At 71.8% G+C, this 18,633-nt stretch carries 16 protein-coding genes; 10 read left to right on the top strand and 6 right to left on the bottom strand.

The genetic code is table 11. The features are described from left to right. The first annotated feature begins 97 nt into the window (after positions 1-97). The 4 genes from QOM21_RS32350 to QOM21_RS32335 all read left to right on the top strand — a co-directional run bounded on the left by QOM21_RS32350 (position 98) and on the right by QOM21_RS32335 (position 4,652). A complete protein-coding gene (locus tag QOM21_RS32350) occupies positions 98-2,503 on the top strand; it encodes a SpoIIE family protein phosphatase (protein ID WP_407554551.1) in 2,406 nt (801 codons plus the stop codon). Positions 2,504-2,628: 125 nt separating this feature from the next. Next, positions 2,629-2,820 (top strand): hypothetical protein, encoded by a 192-nt coding sequence (locus tag QOM21_RS32345; RefSeq protein ID WP_393895095.1) that lies wholly within the window; start codon positions 2,629-2,631, stop codon positions 2,818-2,820. A 315-nt stretch (positions 2,821-3,135) separates the two neighbouring features. Continuing rightward, on the top strand, positions 3,136-3,963 hold the full coding sequence (locus QOM21_RS32340; protein ID WP_407554550.1) for a polysaccharide deacetylase family protein: 828 nt from the start codon (positions 3,136-3,138) through the stop codon (positions 3,961-3,963). Between the two features lie 182 nt (positions 3,964-4,145). Further along, a complete protein-coding gene (locus QOM21_RS32335; RefSeq protein ID WP_407554549.1) occupies positions 4,146-4,652 on the top strand; it encodes a DinB family protein in 507 nt (168 codons plus the stop codon). Positions 4,653-4,774: 122 nt separating this feature from the next. Here the strand turns inward: QOM21_RS32335 and QOM21_RS32330 are convergent, their stop codons facing one another. Together QOM21_RS32330 and QOM21_RS32325 are read right to left on the bottom strand one after the other, a co-directional pair. Continuing rightward, on the bottom strand, positions 4,775-6,226 hold the full coding sequence (locus QOM21_RS32330) for an amino acid permease (protein WP_407555952.1): 1,452 nt from the start codon (positions 6,224-6,226) through the stop codon (positions 4,775-4,777). Between the two features lie 249 nt (positions 6,227-6,475). Next, positions 6,476-7,432, bottom strand: a complete 957-nt coding sequence (locus QOM21_RS32325) for a hypothetical protein (protein WP_407554548.1) — start codon at positions 7,430-7,432, stop codon at positions 6,476-6,478. Positions 7,433-8,323: 891 nt separating this feature from the next. Between QOM21_RS32325 and QOM21_RS32320 the strand changes: the two genes are divergently transcribed. Beyond that, on the top strand, positions 8,324-8,872 hold the full coding sequence (locus tag QOM21_RS32320; protein WP_407554547.1) for a winged helix-turn-helix domain-containing protein: 549 nt from the start codon (positions 8,324-8,326) through the stop codon (positions 8,870-8,872). 173 nt (positions 8,873-9,045) lie between these two features. Here the strand turns inward: QOM21_RS32320 and QOM21_RS32315 are convergent, their stop codons facing one another. From QOM21_RS32315 to QOM21_RS32305, 3 genes are read right to left on the bottom strand one after another with little or no spacing between them, the layout of a single operon-like run. After that, the gene (locus QOM21_RS32315; protein WP_407554546.1) at positions 9,046-10,074 is read right to left on the bottom strand and encodes an NAD(P)/FAD-dependent oxidoreductase; all 1,029 of its coding nucleotides are present in this window, start codon (positions 10,072-10,074) and stop codon (positions 9,046-9,048) included. Beyond that, positions 10,071-10,634, bottom strand: a complete 564-nt coding sequence (locus QOM21_RS32310; protein WP_407554545.1) for an isoprenylcysteine carboxyl methyltransferase family protein — start codon at positions 10,632-10,634, stop codon at positions 10,071-10,073. The genes QOM21_RS32315 and QOM21_RS32310 overlap by 4 nt, the downstream gene beginning before the upstream one ends. Positions 10,635-10,643: 9 nt before the next feature. Continuing rightward, positions 10,644-11,717, bottom strand: a complete 1,074-nt coding sequence (locus QOM21_RS32305; protein WP_407554544.1) for a type III polyketide synthase — start codon at positions 11,715-11,717, stop codon at positions 10,644-10,646. 261 nt (positions 11,718-11,978) lie between these two features. Between QOM21_RS32305 and QOM21_RS32300 the strand changes: the two genes are divergently transcribed. Continuing rightward, positions 11,979-12,905 carry a UbiA family prenyltransferase gene (locus QOM21_RS32300; protein ID WP_407555950.1) on the top strand — a complete coding sequence of 309 codons (927 nt, stop codon included), beginning with the start codon at positions 11,979-11,981 and terminating at the stop codon, positions 12,903-12,905. A 53-nt stretch (positions 12,906-12,958) separates the two neighbouring features. Here QOM21_RS32300 and QOM21_RS32295 read toward each other — a convergent pair whose 3' ends face one another. Next, positions 12,959-14,683 carry a hydrogenase maturation protein gene (locus tag QOM21_RS32295; RefSeq protein WP_407554543.1) on the bottom strand — a complete coding sequence of 575 codons (1,725 nt, stop codon included), beginning with the start codon at positions 14,681-14,683 and terminating at the stop codon, positions 12,959-12,961. Positions 14,684-15,016: 333 nt separating this feature from the next. Here QOM21_RS32295 and QOM21_RS32290 point away from each other — a divergent pair, with 333 nt between their 5' ends. From QOM21_RS32290 to QOM21_RS32275, 4 genes are all read left to right on the top strand, one after another. After that, complete coding sequence (locus tag QOM21_RS32290) at positions 15,017-15,169, top strand: hypothetical protein (RefSeq protein WP_407554542.1); 153 nt, start codon at positions 15,017-15,019, stop codon at positions 15,167-15,169. A gap of 116 nt (positions 15,170-15,285) precedes the next feature. Then, entirely contained in the window at positions 15,286-16,536 is a 1,251-nt protein-coding gene (locus QOM21_RS32285; RefSeq protein ID WP_407554541.1) for a hypothetical protein, read from the top strand. Between the two features lie 30 nt (positions 16,537-16,566). Further along, on the top strand, positions 16,567-17,082 hold the full coding sequence (locus QOM21_RS32280; RefSeq protein WP_407554540.1) for a hypothetical protein: 516 nt from the start codon (positions 16,567-16,569) through the stop codon (positions 17,080-17,082). A 91-nt stretch (positions 17,083-17,173) separates the two neighbouring features. Next, complete coding sequence (locus tag QOM21_RS32275; RefSeq protein ID WP_407554539.1) at positions 17,174-18,577, top strand: MFS transporter; 1,404 nt, start codon at positions 17,174-17,176, stop codon at positions 18,575-18,577. The last annotated feature ends 56 nt before the right edge of the window (positions 18,578-18,633 follow it).

Raw genomic sequence — 18,633 nt, 5'->3', positions numbered from 1 at the left:
AGCGAGGCCGGGGAGCCGCACGGAGGGCGGACGCAGGTTGTGCCGGTGGTGATCCGGCTCGATGCTGGTAGTTACGGAACCGGGCTGGGTTGATGCCATGAACGCATGGAACACGGCGCAGAGCGCCGACTTCCGTGGTCCCCTCGACGTCACCAGGGCGGCCACCGCGGTCCTGGACGCCCAGAACCTGGTCATCGGCTGGAGCGCGGCGGCGGAGGAACTCCTCGGCTACACCCCGGACGACATCATCGGTCTCCCCCTGGAGACGTTCCTGCCGCCCGTCGCCGACCCCGGCCTCACCGGCCGGCCGGTGACCCCGCTGAGCGGCAGCGAGGCCCGTACGGCGGTCCACCGGGACGGCCGACTGCTGCACGTGGCGATGACGACCTGCCCGGTGGCCGGCAAGGGGACGGAGTCCGCGCGGGTCTTGGTGGTGGCGGAGCTGGACGGCGTACGGAGCTGGCAGTCCCGCCAGGCCATGCTGCACGGCCTGGCGACCCAGTCCCCGGTCGGCCTGGCCACCTATGACACCGATCTGCGCCTGACCTGGTTCAACGCCGCGTACGGCCTGGAGATCGGGGTTCCCCTGCGGGAGCTGCTGGGCAGTCGGGCCGACGATCTCTATCCCAAGGGCGTGTTCGTGACCGAGGGCTATCCGCGCAGCCTCGAAGAGGTCATGGGGCATGTGCTGGAGAGCGGCGAATCGATCCTCGACCTGCACTTCGTGGGCCAGCCGCCCACCGACCCCGAAACCGAGCACGTCTGGTCGTGCTCCTACTACCGGCTGCAGGACGCGCAGGGAAAGATCCTGGGGGTCTGTGAGGACGCCTTCGACATCACGGACCGCTACCAGGCCCAGCGCCGGCTGAATCTCCTGGTGGAGGCGGGCCTCCGGATCGGCACCACACTCGACGTGACGGTCACCGCCCGGGAGATCACCGAAGTGGCCGTCCCCGCTTTCGCCACCGCGGTCACCGTCGACCTGTCGCGGGCGGTCCTGGACGGCGCGGAGCCGGACCACGCGAGCGGCACGGTGCCCCCGCTGCTGCGCGTCGCCTCCCGCTCCGCCTCGCAGCCCGGCCTCGGTGAGCCGGAGACCCCCTACCGCATCGACTATCCGCCCGGGTCGTCCCAGTACCGCAGCCTGTCCTCGGGCGGCATGGCGCACGACGAGAACACGATGGTGGTGCCGTTGCGGGTCGGTGGCAGCCCGTTGGGCCTGGTCACCTTCGTGCGGAGCCGGCATTCCGCGGTCTTCGACAGCGGCGAGATCGACCTCGCGGACGAGCTGGTCACCCGAACGGCCGTCTGCATCGACAACGCCCGGCGCTTCGCGCGCGAACGGTCCGCCTCCCTGGCCCTCCAGCGCGACCTGCTGCCGCAGCACCTGCCCGCCCAGTCCGCGGTCGACCTGGCCTACCGCTACATGCCGAGCGACGACCGGTCCGGCGTCGGCGGCGACTGGTTCGACGTCATCGGGCTGTCCGGCGCCCGGGTCGGTCTGGTCGTCGGGGACGTCGTCGGACACGGCCTGCAGGCGGCCGCGACCATGGGGCGGCTGCGCACGACGGTGCGCGCGCTGGCCCAGCTGGATCTGCCCCCGGACGAACTGCTGAGCCGGCTGGACGACCTGGTGGGGCAGACGGCGGAGGACCAGGCGACGGCCCTGGGCCCGGACGTCGCCCTGCCGGATGACATGGCCATCGGGGTGACCTGTCTCTACGCCATCTACGACCCCGTCTCCCGGCTCTGCACCATGGCCCGCGCCGGACACCTGCCACCGGCGATCGTCGACACCGAGGGCGCTCTGACGTTTCCGGACCTGCCGGCCGGGCCGCCGCTGGGGCTCGGCGGCCTGCCGTTCGAGTCCCTGGAACTCGAACTTCCGGCGGGCAGCCTCCTGGCGCTGTTCACCGACGGACTGGTCGAGGCCAGGGACCGCGACATCGACGTGGGGCTCGGCGCTCTGGGCCGGGTCCTCAGCGACAACCGGCGGCCCTTGGAGGAACTGTGCGACCGGGTTCTGACCGAGCTGCTGCCGAGCGCCACCGCACCCGACGACACGGCGCTGCTGCTGGCGCGGACCCGCGAACTGGGCACCCAGCAGGTCGCCGAATGGGAACTGCCCGCCGAGCCGGCCGCGGTGGGCCGAGCCCGGGAACTGGCCACAGGGCAGCTGCGGGACTGGGACCTGGAGGAGCTGTCGTACGCGATCGAGCTGGTGGTCAGCGAGCTCGTCACCAACGCCGTGCGGCACGCGTCCGGGCCGCTGCACCTGCGCCTGCTGCGCGATCTGACGCTGCTGACGGAGGTCTCCGACACCGGCCACACCTCGCCGCACCTGCGCCACAGCGCGAGCGACGACGAGGGCGGGCGCGGCCTGTTCATCGTCGCGCAGCTGGTGCAGCGCTGGGGGACGCGCTACACACCGTTCGGCAAGACCATTTGGACCGAGCAGGCGTTTCCGCCGGACTATCCCGGGACCCCGCGGCCGGTCGGCTGATCGGCACCCGCGCGGGCCCGGCCGGGCTCGCCACGCGGCACGTCGTGCGGGTGTTCGGGGCCGGTCGCATGATGGAACCAAGCGCCCCGCCCAGTGGTCCCGGGGGCGCGGACAGAGGAGGACCTGTGACGACCAATGGCAGGGAAAGCTCGGCCGAACGAAGGCCGACGGAGCTGTACACCGGCGGCGAGCGGCCCTTCGACCCGGAAGACCTGGTGAAGGCGTCCGGCCGCGAGCCCACCCCCGCGAGCCTCGCCTGGGCAAAGCGGCTCATCGATGAAGAAGGACCCGCCGCCATCGAGCGGTATCTGCCATGACGTGCTGAGGGCGCGGCCCGCGGGAGCGGAGGCACACCCCGTGCTGCGGGGCCCGCGGGCAACGTCTCCCGGCACCCTGGGGTGCGCAGGTGAGACCGGCGCCGGCCGGGGGCCCTCGGGGTGTCCCGGCCACGCAGCTCGCCGCCACTGCCGGTCTCCCCACCCGTCCCCGTCGCAGCCGACTTGGAGGGCGCCCATGAGTGGCACTCCTGACGGTGGCAGCACCGTGGCGCCGGACCCGGGCGTGGCGGCGTTTCGGTGCGGCCCCTTCGGGCCACCGGGCGGGAGTGGACGCGAACCCGGGAGGGACCGGCCATGAGCGCCGTACCCGTCTTCCTCTATCACTCCGTGAGCGACGACCCGCCCGCGTGGATCGCCCCGTACACGGTCACGCCGCGGGTCTTCGCCGAGCACCTCGACCGGATCGCCGACGGCGGGCTCACCGTGGTGCCGCTGCGCCGGCTGATCGCGGCGATGCGGGGCGGCCCGCCGCTGCCGGCCGGCTGCGCCGTGCTGACCTTCGACGACGGATTCGCCGACTTCTACCAGGCGGTCACCCCGCTCCTGACCGAGCGCGCGCTGCCCGCGACGCTCTACGTCACCACCGGCGCCATCCATGCCCCCGGCGGCGAGCCGGGAGGCAGCCTGCTGCCTCCCGCCAACATGCTGACATGGCGTCAGATCGCCGCACTGGACGCGCTCGGCTTCGAGATCGGCGGGCACTCGGTCACCCACCCGCAGCTGGACACGCTGCCCGCCCAGCGGGCCTGGCACGAGATCGTCGACAGCAAACGGCGTCTGGAGGACGCGCTCAACCATCCCGTCCTCGCCTTCGCCTATCCGCACGGGTACTCCAGCCGCGCGGTACGCCGCACCACTCGGGAAGCCGGCTGGACCTCCGCATGCGCCATCCGCAACGCGTTCAGCTCGGCCACCGACGATCCGCTGCGCATCGCCCGCCTGACGGTCCGCGCCGACACCCCGCCGGAGCACTTCTCACGGTGGACCCATCTGACCGGCGCGCCGGCCTCCCCCCTGCCGGAATCCCTGCAGACCAAGGGCTGGCGGCTGTACCGCCGGGGTAGCGCCCTGCTCGGCCATCCGGTCGGCGGCGGCCCTCCCGGCCCGGGGGCGATGCCGTGAGCCACGGCCGTGAGGACCGGCGACGGAGACCGCGCACGAGCACCGGATCGGCCGCACGGGAAACCCCCTGCCCGGCCCGCCGTCACCGCCTAATGTGACCCTCCACCACCCCTGTTCGGCCGCATCCCGGAACCCGGGCTGCGGGAGTGACGGGGCACCCACCGCCCAGGAGAACAACAGCTGTGACCACGGAACGCGTCGACCCGCCCCTGCGTGCGGGAGAGCGGGAATCCCTGCGCGCCTACCTCGACTACCACCGGGCGACCCTCGCCATGAAAACCGACGGACTCGGCGACGAGGAGTTGCGCCTTCAGTCGATGCCGCCGTCCACGCTGTCATTGCTCGGCCTGGTACGGCACATGGCGGAGGTCGAACGCACCTGGTTCCGCCGGGTGATCAACGGCGAGGACATCCCGCTCGTCTGGTCGGCGAAGGGCGACTTCCAGGAGGCGTACGACACGACCGGCACCACCCGGACGGAGGCGTTCGGCGTCTGGCAGGCGGAGGTCGCGCACGCGCGCAGGATCGAGCGGGCGGCGGAGTCGCTCGACGTGACCGGCTACATGCCGAAGTGGGAGGCGGACGTATCGCTCCGGCTGGTGATGCTGCACCTGATCCACGAGTACGCCCGGCACAACGGTCATGCGGACTTTCTGCGCGAGGGCATCGACGGCACCGTCGGAGCCTGAAGCCCGCTCTTTCGCCGGGGTGTTGACGTCATCGCATCCCGGGGTCGGCAACAGCCGCGCCACCGATGGGCGGGTCCGCCGGTGGCAACGCACCGGCGGACCCGCCGTCATCCGGGCGTGGGTCAGATCAGGTCCATCGCGGCCACCTCGTCGGGCCGCCCGTAGCTGACCGGCCCCTGGAAGCGATGGCGGGCGGTGGCGAACCACCAGACCGTGGCGATCAGGAGCACCACCGCGAGAGCGATCGGGGCGTAGTTGAACGTGCTGGGGGTGATCGGCGAGGCCTGCGGGAGCATGAAGAGCACATTGCTGAGCACGATCCACGCCACCGCGACCGCCGCCACGGGGCGGCCGTAGCGCCCCAGATTCCACGGCCCGGCCTGGAAGTCGTCCAGCCGGAGCCGCAGAAAGATCGGCACTCCGTAGGCGAGAAACAGTCCGACGACATTCACGCTCACCACGGCCGTGAATGCGGTGTGGGACCACCAGCCCGGCAGAACGAGTACCAACGGGCAGGCCGCGGCCAGCCATACGGCCTTGACGGGGGTGCGGGTACGCGGCGATACCGAATGCCACCAACGGGAGCCGGGCATCGCACCGTCGCGGGAGAAGGCGAAGATCTGGCGGGTATTGCTGGTCATGTTGGCGAGGCCGCAGAACAGCATGGCGCCGATCACGATCAACAACAGCAACTTGGCGGTGCCGGCGCCGAGTGCGTCGATGAGAATCTGCACCGGCGGGGCCGACGCGCTCGCGGCATGATCGTAGTCACGGATCGCATAGACCAGCGCGAGCATGAGGATCAGTCCGGCGACCGCGGAGTATCCGATCGCCCGCATGATGCCCTTCGGGGCGTTGACGGTGGCCTTCACGGTTTCTTCGGACATGTGGAAGCTGCCGTCGAAGCCGGTGAACGTCCAACTGGTGACCAGCAGGCCCAGCATTCCGCCGTAAACGGCGTAGGTGAAGCCGGTGTTGTTGGCGAAGTGCGTGACGAACGAGGGGTCCTGATGGTGTGTCGGAATCAGGGTGAGCGCGGCGACGATCACCACCATGCCGATCAGCAGCCACCACACGGATATCCGGTTCACCACCGCAACCAACCGCACCGTGTAGGTATTCGCCAGCGCCTGGAGCAGGAGGATGGCCGCGGTGATCCCGACGGTCTGCTGCGGCGTGGCCTCGTAGGAGGGCCACTGCATGGCGAGGAACGCCTGGATGAACGTGGCGGCGGCGAAGTTGGTGGCGGCCGTGCCGCCCACCTGCCCGACGAAGTTCAGCCACCCCGTGTACCAGGACCAGGCGCCGCGGTGGCGCTTGGCGAGCTTGCCCGCGGAGAAGTAGAGCGCGCCGCTGGTCGGATAGGCGGAGGCGATCTCGCCCATCGCGGCGCCGACGAACAGCACCATGATCGATACGCCGATCCAGCCGAAGACCAGGATGCGCGGGCCGCCCGCGCCCATCCCGAAACCGAAGGAGGAGAAGATCCCGGAGATGATGTTGATGATGGTGAAGGAGATCGCGAAATTGTCGAACGCGCGGAATCGACGGGTGAGTTTGCGCGGATAGCCCATGGCATGGAGCGTCGCGTCATCATCGAGGGTGACGGGGTTTGCGTCATGGGGGGTTTTCGAGCGTGTGACAGACGTGCGCTCGGACACAACCGCTACCTTTCTGACAGAGCCGAGAATCAAAGGCCCCGACTCATTGGGCTGGTGAAGCGAGCCGGGCTGGTCGGGCATTACAGGATTTCGGTCAGGAATCCCGCGATACCGCTACCCGGAGACGCCACGCGCCGACTTCTTTGACGGCGCGGGCGCGGTTCAGGTGGCGCCGGGTACGGGAAGTCCGCACGAGCGCCGGGCTCTGGTTAATTGCTCCTCGGGATCACCGAACGCGCTCCAGGGCATACGCGAGGCATAAGGGCCCATCGCGGTGAAGACTTCCCGCGCCTCGAATTCGCGCTTCGCCATGAACAGCGCATGCGCCAGATACGCGAGATCCAGCACCGGAGTGAAACGGTATTCGGCAACACTCGGATACCAGTTGCGGTGGATGCTCGTCGCCGTGGAGACCCACTGGGGCTGCTCCCAGGTGTGGTCCGCGAGCAGGGCGGACGGGTCGTAGTCCTCGACCAAGGCCACCAGCGGCAGCAGCCGGAGTGGCGAACCGGCCGGTGCCCGCTGGCTCAGGAACGCGGCGACGTCCCAGCTCTCGCTGGACGAACCGCCGTAGCGGGTGAAGAAGAACGACAGGAACCGGTGGTGCGCCTCGCGGTGCCAGGGGTCGAGCCGGAGAATGTGGGCGAAGAGGTACCACGGCCCGCTCGGCGCCGTCAGCAGCCCCCGCGGAGCGGGATCCTGCGGCCGGTCCAGACGCGCCAAGGACAGCTGGGCGACCCACGGTGTGGGGTCACCGGGAAGCAGGTGCGCGGCCCGCTCGCCGGCCGTCCGCGCTATCCGCGCCAGGGCCACTCGGCGCGGGTCGCCGGCGTCGGCCGCGCGCAGCGCCCGGAGCATCGCCACCCGCGCCCACAGCAAGGCCGCCTCGGGGCCCGGCTCTTCCGCCCACCAGCGTTCGGCGAGATCGGAGTCGGCGGCCTCGGAGGCCAGCACGAGCGAACGGTGCGCCCGCACCTCGAAATCCCCGCGGGTCTCCTTCAGAACCTCGTGCGCGCGGAAGTAGCGACCGGTTCTGACATCCATACAGGCGCGGGCGAGCTGTCGGTCATCGGCCGCCGGGCTCCACACGTACTGCCCCTCGAAAGAGCCGGCCGTCACGATCCCCTCCTGGTCCTGAAGGTGCCATCCCCGCGCATGCATTCTGTTGGTGCCGAATTCAACTGGACCCTTCCCCGGACCCGCACGGCAGCGGGCCACACCCTACTCATCATCATCACAATGCGAAAACAGTCGCCGGGATCACCTGCCGCCACACGATTCCGACCCACGGGGATTGATGCGGAATCAGCCCCCCGCTGATCCCTCCCGGCGGGCGACTTTGCCATTTCTTAACGCCCTGCGCGTTCGTTTGGCATATTCACCCCTTCACATTCCCTCCATACTCGGGCACAACGTCGTTTCGACGTCGAGTTGTTGAACGCTCTCCCAGTTCGGCGACGAGAAGCATTGAATGAGCACCCGCCGCCATGCACCGCCGCGTATCGGCCAGTTCATCGGCGTTTTCCCGCCACGCCGGTCCCGCCTGCTGGACGCCCGCCCTGGCCCGCGGGGGCACCGGAACGCTCGGCCGCGCCCGCCACCTCTCGGGCTCCTCATGCGCTTGCCCTACAACGCCGCGGCGCCTCCGGCGATTGCGGCCCGCCGCCTCCGGGCGCGCCGGGAGCCGGATCCTCGAACGACCGAAGAGCACGTGTGATTAGCAGTAGCTACTTTCCGGAACCGCGTGATCACATGTAGCGTTCGTTCCGACCGGAGCCGTGGCTTCAGACCCCCGTCATGGCTGAGCACGGGCATGCACGCGAGCGTTCTCCGGCACTGACGGAGCGAGTTGGCCCCCGGGCACACCCGTATCCCCCGTGCCGGCTCGCCGACCCCGCCCCAGCACCGGACCGCGTCGCGAACGCCCCGCACGACATCCGCACATCGAACGTCGAGCACCGCCATGTCTGTCCGTACACGCCTGCTTTGCAAGAGGAATGGGCCCAGATCATGTTCATGAATCCCTCGACGACCCTCGCCCTGCGCCCGGAGGCCGACTTCCGCCGGCCGGCGGACGCCGGGTCCGACGAAGGGCCACCCGTGGCGGTCGACCGGCTCCCCGACGGCAAGTGGCAACTCACCCTGCACGACCTCGAACCCGTATCGGTCCACCGGCTGCCATCGGACGAGGTCCACATCATCCTGGCGCCGGCACGTGACGCGCTCACCCGCCCGTCGAACGCCCGTATCGCCGCCAGGACCGCCGCCGCTGCCGACCCGATCCGCCTCGACACCGCCGCCAGGACCGTATCCGTAGGGGGGCACCAGCTGTCCCTGCCCCGGCTGGAGTTCGACCTGCTCGCGCATCTCGTCCTGCACCCCCAGCGCGCCTTCACCCGGCAGCAGCTCATGGCCGCCGTATGGCCCTCCTGCGAGTCCAGCGACCGCACCGTGGATGTGCACATCGCCCGGTTGCGCCGTCGCCTGGGGCCGGGCCTGCGCTCCTCGATCCGCACCGTCTTCGGAATCGGCTACAAGTACCTGCCGCCCTCGCCATGAACCCCGCGCACAGGGGTGGTTGACCAGCACGGCACCTCCCGCCCGCGACCCGGGCGACCGTGCCTGCTCCGGTGCCCCGCAACCGCTGACCGACACCCGGCGACCGACTGCGGGGCACCACCTCATCAACTCGGGCCGTGAGCGGACCCGTTACCCGTCAAGAGCCCGTCACCTCATTGCAGCGCACGGACCGCCGCGCCGAAGAGGGACGGCACCCTCGCCGCCGCCGGGACGAGCAGCCGGCCGGCGGTCGGACGACCGCCCCACCGCACCAGCCCCTCCGTCAGCAGCCGGTGCCGCCTGGAGAGCCGTCGCCACTCCCCCTCGTACGCCCGCGGCCTGCCGGCACGCAGACAGCGGACCGCCGCCCCGGCCGAGGCCAGGGCGAGCGCGATGCCTTCACCGGTGAGCGCGTCGACATAGCCCGCCGCATCGCCGACGAGCAGCACCCTGCCCGCGGTGCGGCGACGGGAGCGCTGCTGGAGAGGGCCGGCGCCGCGTACCGCGTCCGCCGCGGGACCGTCGAGCAGCGGGGCGAGCCGGGGGAATCCGGCCAGATGGGCGTCGAAACCACACCGCGCCGTGCTGAGCACCGCCACTCCCACCAACTGCGGCCCCACCGGCGTCACATAGACCTCGCCGGGCCCCGCACCCGCCTCGGGCCAGTGCACCTCGACGAAATCCGTCCACGGCGGTACGCGGTAGTGCCTGCGCAGGCCGTAGCGCCGGGGACGGGAGCCGGGCAGGTGCAGGCCGAGGGCGTGCCGGACCGGCGAGTGCAGACCGTCGGCCGCGATCAGCCAGCGCGCCCGCAGCCCGGCCGCGGTCACCGAGTCCGCGCTCTGCCGCACCTCACCGACCCGGCCGGTCAGCACCTTTACCCCGAGTGCGGCGGCCCGCCAGGAGAGGGCGGTGTGCAGATCGGTGCGGCGCATCCCCAGGCCGGTGCCGTCGCGGAAGGCGGCCTCGACACGGTGGCGGCCGTCGGCGTAGCGGATGCCGCGCAGTGGGTGCCCGCCGCCGAGGTCCACCCCGATGGCGCGCAGCGCACGCACCCCGCTGGGCATGATGCCCTCGCCGCACGCCTTGTCCACGGGTGTGCCACGCGGCTCGATCACGACCGCTTCCATCCCGGCGAGCGCCCCGTGGATGGCCGCGGCCAGCCCCGCGGGCCCGCCGCCCACGACGAGCAGGTCGATCACCGGCCCGCGCCCGCGGGCCGGGCGGACGGGCCGGACCCGCCACCGGTGGCGGCGCCCTCGCGGAGCAGCGCCCGGTCCTCGCAGCGGATCCGGACGGTGAGCAGCACCGCGTTGAGGACCCCGAAGAGCAGCGCCGTCACCCACGCACCGCGGACGAGGGGCAGCGCGAGCCCTTCCGCGACCACGGCCACGTAGTTGGGGTGTCTCAGCAGGCGGTACGGTCCCGCGCTCACCGGAGGCAGGCCGGGAACGACCAGCACGCGGGTGTTCCAGCGCGGCCCCAGGGTGCGGATGCACCACCAGCGCAGTGCTTGGGAGGCCGCCACGACCGCGGTCATCGTCCAGCCGAGCGCGGCGTCGAAGGGGCGCCCGGTCAGCCAGGATTCCGCGAGGCAGCCGGCGAGCAGCCCGGTGTGCAGGACGACCATCGCGGGGTAGTGCCGGCGTCCCGATTCGACGGCGCCGCGGGCGGCGCTCCAGCGGGCGTTGCGGCGGGCGACGCGGAGTTCGGAGAGCCGCTCCACGCCGACGGCCAGTACCAACAGGGCGTACCAGAGCATGAGTTGTCCCTACCAGCGCAGCAGAACCAGTTCGGAGCAGAACCCGGGCCCCATCGCGAGCAGCAGCCCCGGAGTGCCGGGCGGTGGCCTGCGCTCGGCGAGGGTGTCGCGCAGGACGTGCAGGACCGAGGCCGAGGAGAGGTTGCCCACCTCGGCCAGCGAGCGCCAGGTCAGATCGAGGGCGCCGTCGGGCAGGTCGAGGGACTCCGCCACCGCTTCCAGCACCTTCGGCCCTCCGGGGTGGGAGACCCAGGCGGTGATGTCGGCGCGCCGCAGTCCGTGGTCGGCGAGGAAGGCGTCGACGTCGCCGGCGAGGTTCTTGCGTACGACGTCGGGCACGCCGGCGTCGAGCACCACACGGAAGCCGGCGGAGGTGATGTCCCACCCCATCACGTGCTCGGTGTCCGGGTAGAGATGGCTTCGGGTGGCCACCACCGTCGGACCGGCCGTCGCCGTGGCGTCCTGGGGAGCACTTCGGCGCGCGCCGCAGGCGACGACCGCGGCGGCGCCGTCCCCGAACAGGGCGCCGGCGATGAGGTTGGCCGTGGAGGCGTCGTCGCGCTGGAAGGTGAGTGTGCACAGCTCCACCGCGAGCAGGACCGCCACGTCGTCCGGCCGGCCCAGCAGGTAGTCGTGCAGGCGGGCGATGCCGGCCGCTCCCGCGACGCAGCCGAGCCCGAAGACGGGCAGTCGTTTGACGTCCGGTCGCAGACCGAGTCGGCCGACGAGCCGGGCGTCGACGGAGGGCGCGGCGATGCCCGTCACCGAGGTGAACATCAGCAGGTCGACATCGCGCGGGGACAGCCCCGCCGACTCCAGCGCGCCGCTGACGGCATCCGCTCCCAGGCTCACGGCGCCGGCGATGAACGCGTCGTTGACCGCGCCGAAGCCGTCCAGTGCGGCGTAGCTTTCGAGGGGCAGGCTCATGTGCCGGGTGTTCACCCGTGCGCTGCGGTGCAGCCGGTCGAGGACCCTGCGGTCGGTGCCGTCGGGCAGGCAGATCCGGGCGACCAGATCCGTGATCTCGCGCTGGGTGTGCCGGTGGGGAGGGAGGGCTCCATGGACAGCTGCGATGCGGGTCATCTGCGGTCCGAGGTCGGAAGCGGGTGAGGGGGCCGGATTGACGGCGGCCGTGTGGCCGTGCCGGGATGCCGGGGCGGGTGCCGGGTGACGCGGTGACCTCACAAGGGATGCCCCTGGGTGCCATGGCACGACACCGCGACGCCGCTCAAGTCGCCCGTCCGGCGGTAGTGTCCGCGTGCTTCCGAGGTGGAGCCGGCACCCCGCGGCATGGCGTGGACCGGGGCCGGGGCGGGGCGGCTCTAGCATCAGCGGGTGGACGCCATGGACCGCCCGGACGCGGCCGCCGGGGCACCGGTCGCGACCGCGGGGCCACCGCCCAAGACGTGCGGCGCTCCCCCGCGGCCCGCACGACGCCTCCTTCGGACTCTGCGTACGGCGGGCGCCTTGCTGCGGGCCTGCCACCCCGGGCCGACCGCCGTGGTGAGCCTCCTCGTGGGCGGGCTGACGGCGGCCACCGGGCAGGAGGGTGCGCGAGTGCTGTCGGCGACCGCCGCCGTGCTGGCGGGGCAGTTGTCCATCGGCTGGAGCAATGACGCCGTCGACGCGGTGCGCGACGGCGCCGTGGGGCGGCGGTCCAAGGTGGTCGTCGCCGGCGCGGTGAGCGCCCGGACGGTACGCGCCGCGGCCGTGGCGGCCCTGATGCTCTGTCTGCCGCTCTCCCTCGCCTACGGCCCGCTCGCCGGCGCTGTCCACCTCGTCGGGGTCGCCGCGGGCTGGGCGTACAACCTGCGGCTGAAGGCCACACCCCTGTCCTGGCTGCCGTACGCCGTGGGGTTCGCCTCGCTGCCCGCCTTCGTGACCTTGGGGCTGCCCGGTCGGCCGTGGCCTGCCTGGTGGGTGGTGACGGCGGCGGCGCTGCTCGGCGTCGGGGCGCATCTGGCCAATGTGCTTCCGGACATCGCCGCCGACCTGGCGACGGGCGTACGCGGCTGGCCGCAGCGGCTGGGCCCGCGCCGGACGGCGGTGCTGCTGCCGCTTCCGCTGGTGGCGGCCACCGTGGTGCTCGTTCTCGGCGGGCCGGAACCGGCCGGTGTCGCCGGGGCCTTCGCCATCGCGGCGTCCATGACCGTGGCGGCCGGCGGGGCGCTGACGGCCCGAAAGCTGCCGAAGGTGCCGTTCATCGGTGCTGTCGTCGTCGCCACGATCGATGTCGCACTGTTGCTGGGGCGTGGCGCGGGCATCGGCTGAACCTCGGCCTGATGACGGGCCGGTGTGTACGGGCCCCGGGGCTGCCCGACGCGTTACGGCAGCCGGCTCTTCGAGGCGCCAAGGGCGTGGGCGCTGAGGTGGGGCGGCGTGCCGGCCGGAGCTTCCTTGCGGACGAAGGCGCGGCGCAGGGCGTGGTAGGGCCGCTCCGGGTCGAAGAAGATGGCGTGCATCCGGGCGAGCTCGTGGTCGCGGTAGGCGGCGAGTGGCCTGTCCGCCTCGTCGCGTTCCCGCCGTGCCTTCTTGGCGGCGATCCGCGACTGGAGGGCGGGGGCCGACGCCAGGCGGGCGGCGAGCGCGGCGGTCCGGGCGGTGAAGTCCCGTGGGGCGCAGTCGACGGTCCGGTCCACCAGACCGATCCGCTGCGCGGCCGCCGCGGTGACCGGCAGGGCCCGCTCGGTGAGTCGCGCGGCGGTTTCGGGGCCGACCCGCCCCGGGAGGGAGTAGGTCCAGTACTCCGAGCCGTACAACCCCATCAGCCGGTAGTGGGGGTTGAGCACCACGGCCGAGCGGCACCAGACCTCATCGGCGGCGAGGGCCAGCATGACGCCGCCGGCAGCGGCGTTGCCGCCGAGGGCCGCGACCACCCACCGGTCCGTCGTGGTCAGGACGGCCTGCACGAGGTCGTCCATCGCGTTGATGTTGGCCCAGGACTCCTCGGCGGGGTCGGCCGCGGCCTCGATGACGTTCAGGTGGATGCCGTTGGAGAAGAAGTCGCGGCCGCCGCCGAGGACCAGCACGGAGGTCGGGCGTGAACAGGCGTGGCGATAGGCGTCGAGCAGGCGCCGGCAGTGGTCGGTGCTCATCGCGCCGCCGGGGAAGGAGAAGCCGAGGAATCCGACCGGGCCGTCCTCCCGGTAGCGGATGTCGCTCCAGGTGCGGGGACCCTGGCCCGGGTCCAAGGGGGCCGGGAGTTCGGGCAGCGGTGGCAGCCGGTCACCGAGCGCGAGCGTCGCGGGCAGTTTGAACGTGCCCGGCTCCCCCGGGCCTCGGGGCGGCCGCAGTTCCGGGATCCAGACCGCGCCGTCGCCGGTCGCGCGGCAGATGGCGCCGCACCGGGTGGCGAGCAGCGTGCCCGGCGGGCCCGTCAGGGTGTCCTCGGGGTGGCCGCCGTGCAGGAACCACGGGGCGCCGAGCAGTTCGTCGCGCACCCCGGGCTGCGAATCGGCGGCGCGCAGCCTGCGGACGACGGTTTCCGTCGGGTCGCTCCAGTCGATGCGGCGTACGTCCTGGCGCATCGGCGGCCGGGTACGCCCGGCCTTCCGCGCGGCCGGGAGGGTGTCCTGCGGCTGCGGCCGGTAGGTGCCGGACGCGAAGCGTGCGACGGCCGACAGGACCGCCTCGATCGCCGCGTCCGCGATCTCGTTGCGGTAGAGGTCGCTCTTGCCCACCTCGGGGACGGGGCACTCTGCGAAGGCCCAGATGTCTCCGGCGTCCATCTCGTCGTTCGCCTGCAGCACCGTCACGCCCCAACGCCTCTCCCCCAGGTGGACCGCCCAGTCCACCGAGGAGGGTCCGCGGTCGCCGACCGGGCCCGGGTGCACGATCAGGCAGGTGCAGGCGCTCCAGACCTCGCGGGGAACGGCGGTCTTGAGCATCGGCGCCACGATCAGGTCCGGGGCGTGGCGCCGCACGACGGCCGCGAGGGGTGTGTCCCGGCCGACCAGCTCCACGCTCATGTGGTGGCCACGGTCGCCGAGTTCGGCATGGACGCGTTGCGTCAGGCTGTTGAACGCGCCGGCGATGAGCAGAATGCGCACGGCAGACCCCCGTGGAGCTGGTACCGGTGAACCGGTCCCGATCGTTTCCCACAGGGGACCGGGGCCGTCGGACCGGCGCGACGGGTCACCCGATCGATGGCCGCCGTGCGGCGCAACGGCGCTCCCTTCACCGCCACTTTCTGACCAGTCGTCAGCTGGTTCCCCGCGGTGATCGTCTTGGTCGGAATCCGCCAAAGTTGGCGCACGGGACCCGGTTCGCGCGGCACCGACATTGCCTTTTATTGACATTCGATTGGCAATCCTTTTACGTTCGGTACTGCGGCATCAGTGCAGGTCAGCGCCGCATGTCCCGACTCTTCTCGGAGGTATCCCATGGAGCAGCTCATCAAGAAGATGGCCCAGGACGACGTCTGGCGGGGCTGGGTGGCCGCCAACTCGGCGCAGGCGGCGAAGGACGGCTGCATCAGCGCCGCGCCGAAGACCGGCTGCATCAGCGCCACGCCCAAGACCGGTTGTATCTCCTGACCGGCCGTTGACCGGCCCGGGGCGGGCCGGGCGGTTCACCGACCGCCGGCCCGCCCCGGGTGGGACGCCCCGATCGCCCCGCGAAGCACCGACTTCCCGAGCTCCAGAGGAATTCCATGGACGGTCAGCCGACTGCCGAGATGATCGAGCAGATCCGCGACATTCCGATCTACCGCAAGTCGCTTGAGCAAGGACACTTTCCCCTGCTCGACAAGCCGGAGATCGCGCGCGGCTTTCCCGACAACTGGATGACACCCCGGCTGGCCGCGGCGCTGGAGGCCGGCGAGGCGGAATTCGTGCTCTCCACGGGCACCAACCACGCCCGTATGCAGATCATCCGGCCCCCGTACTTCCTGCTGCGCTCCTACTACCAGCTGTGGAGCGAGCACCCCGACATCGCCGAGACCTGGGAGACGGGCTGCCGACGGGTATCGCTGACCACCGTCCTCGCGACGGAACACGTGGCCCGGGTGAACGCCAGGAAGCGCGGCGTGGAACCGCAGCCCGTGCCCGTCCTCGACGACCGGTGGCTCGACGAGCGCACCTGCTATCTCAACCTGCGGCTCGACCCGGCGCTGTGGGAGCGCGAGGAGGTGGAGCGGATGCTGCGGGAGATACGCACCGCCGCGGCAGCGCACCCCCGCGGCTGGTACCACCTCGACTGCTCCGGCTACCACCTCGCGCATCTCGTGCGGAAAATCGGCGAATGGGGGCTGTGGGACGCTTTTCCGCCGCCCGCCAGCATCGTCCACGCCTACGAGTACACCCCGGTGAATGTCCGGCGCTTCCTCCAACAGCATTTCGCGTGCCCGATCATCGACCTGTTCGGCAGCACCGAACTCGGCTATCTCTTCTTCAGCGACCAGCGGGGCCGCTATTGGCCGCATCTGGACAAGATGAGCGTCGAACTCCTGCCGGTCACACCGGGGAGCACGATCTACCAGCTCATCGTCACCAGCGTGCGCAACCCCCATATGCCGCTGATCCGGTACCGCTCCGGAGACTGCGTACGCACCTCGGACGGCACTCCCGATCCCGACAAGATCTCCCAATTCTGCGGCCGGGAAAAGGAATTGCTCGACTCACCGCACGGCCCGGTCGCGCAAGGGGACCTCGACCGGTGCGTCGGCGCCGCCTCCCCACACGTCTTCCTCCACCAACTGCGGGTCACCGGTGAGCGCGAGGCCCGGCTCGCGTACACGACCTTCACCGGAGCGCCCGTCCCACCGGCCGAGGCCGAATCGCTGGAGAACGGCATCGGGGAGCTGACCGGCCGCCGCTGCCGGCTCGATCACCGCGCGCATCTCCCCATCGGCCCCTCGGGGAAGTACGCCTGGCTCGCGCACGACGACCGACCCGACGCCTGACCCGACGACCGATTCCCGGACAGGAGCACCATGACCAGCCAGCCGCAGATATCCGCCGACGACCTCACGGCCCTGCTCGGTGACGCGCTGCACGCCGAGGTGGTCGCGCACTTCGCCGCCACGAGCGAGCAGCCACGGGAGTTCGTGCAGCGCCAGGTCACCGAGTGCCTGCGCTATCTGTATCTCGTCTCGCGCCACCGCGAGCAGCTCGGCGGGCTCTTCCTGCCCGTGGAGCAGGACATCGACGAGATCTGGCACTACCTCATCCTGCAGACCCGCGAATACCGGCAGCTGTGCGAGGAGCGGCTGCCGGGCCGCTTCTTCATCGAACACCGCAGCATCGCCTACGAGGACTACCAGCAGGAGCCGGGCCGGGAGCAGGCCATCGAAGAGGCACTGCGCTGGATCCCGTTGTACTGCCGGGAGTTCGGTCCGTTCGACGAGGGCGCACTGCCGCACTGGACGATCGTCCGCTTCCTTCACCGGCAGATGGACCTGTCGCTCGCGCAGATCGCGGCGCTGGAACCCATGGCGGCAGCACAGTGACCCCGCCGGCAGCCGCCCCGGCGCTGCCGCCCGCGGCCTGCCGCCGTCACACCCGCCGCACCACCCCATCCGTCACCGCCGGGAAGGAACCATGAGGGCTCGGAACGGCGCCCCGTCACCGCACCCCGCTGCCGCGGCCGTGCCCGCAGACGCGGAGGGCCCCCGTGCCCCGCAGCCGTCCGGGGCCGGGGAGGCTCCGGAACAACGCCGCATCCTGACGGTCCTGGTGCTGTCCCAGATCCTCAGCGGCGCGGGACTCGCGGCCGGGATCACCGTCGGTGCACTGCTCGCCGAGGAGATGCTCGGCTCCACGGGTATGGCCGGTGTGCCCAGCGCCCTGTTCACCGCGGGCGCGGCTCTCGGCGCGGTCGGCATCGGCCAGGTCTGCCGGCGCCACGGCCGGCGGCCCGGACTCGCCCTCGGTTACGCCGTCGGCTCGCTCGGCAGCCTCGGCGTCGTCGTGGCCGCGACCGTCGGCAGCGTGCTCCTGCTGTTCCTGGCGCTGCTCGTCTACGGAGCCGGAACGGCCACGAACCTGATGGCGCGATACGCGGGAGCGGACCGGGCCTCGCCCGAGCGCCGTGGCCGCGCGGTCAGCACGGTACTTTTCGCCACCACGCTCGGCGCGGTCGTCGGCCCCAACCTGGTGACGGTGACCGGGGAGTTCGCGCACGTCTGGGGCCTCCCCCGGCTCGCCGGGCCGTTTTTGCTGGCCGTCGTCGCTTTCGGTGCGGCCGCTGTGGTCCTGGCCTGTTTCCTGCGCCCCGATCCGCTGCCGCCGGTACGCCCGTCGAGGGATGCGGCGCCGTCGCCCACCACCACCGTGCCGGGCACGGATCCTGACGCAGGCACAGCCGTCACCGGCGCCCCGAAGGTCTCAGGGGACCTTGCCGCGACCCGCGCGCAACGACGCGGGGTGGTCACGGGCACCACCGTCATGGTGATCGGCCAGCTGGTGATGATCGCGATCATGACGATGACGCCCGTGCACATGCGCGCGCACGGCCACGGCACCCAGGCGGCCGGCCTCGTCATCGCCCTGCACGTGGGGGCGATGTTCCTGCCGTCCCCGCTCACCGGTCTGCTCGTCGACCGGATCGGCCGGCTGTGGATGGCCGCCGCCTCCGGTCTGACGCTCCTCATCGCCGGCGTGGTCGCCGCCCTGGCACCGGCGCACTCCCTCCCCGCGCTCGCCACCGCGCTCGTACTGCTGGGCCTCGGCTGGAACTTCGGCCTGATCAGCGGTACCGCCATCGTCACCGACGCACTGCCGCCCGACCGCCGCGCCTCGGCGCAGGGGCTGGTGGACGTGGGCCTCGCGATCGCCGGCGCCGCCGGGGGCATCTCCTCCGGGCCGGTCATCGCCCTGGGCGGCTATCCGACCCTCGCGTGGACCGGCGGGATCCTCGCGCTGGCGACCGTGCCGGTGCTCGCCCTCGCGGCCCGTGCGGCGGGCCCCGTCAGCCGTACGCCCGAGCCCGCGGGGCAGCCGTGAACGCCCCGACCGGGGGCAGCGAGAGGCGCCGCCCGCGCGCGGAACGCCGTGCCGCC

Origin of the sequence: Streptomyces sp. Pv4-95 (assembly GCF_045782725.1) — a bacterium.
Taxonomy (GTDB): domain Bacteria; phylum Actinomycetota; class Actinomycetes; order Streptomycetales; family Streptomycetaceae; genus Streptomyces.
The sequence above is the reverse complement of the archived record's forward strand: the minus strand, read 5'-3'. Positions and strand labels throughout refer to the sequence as shown.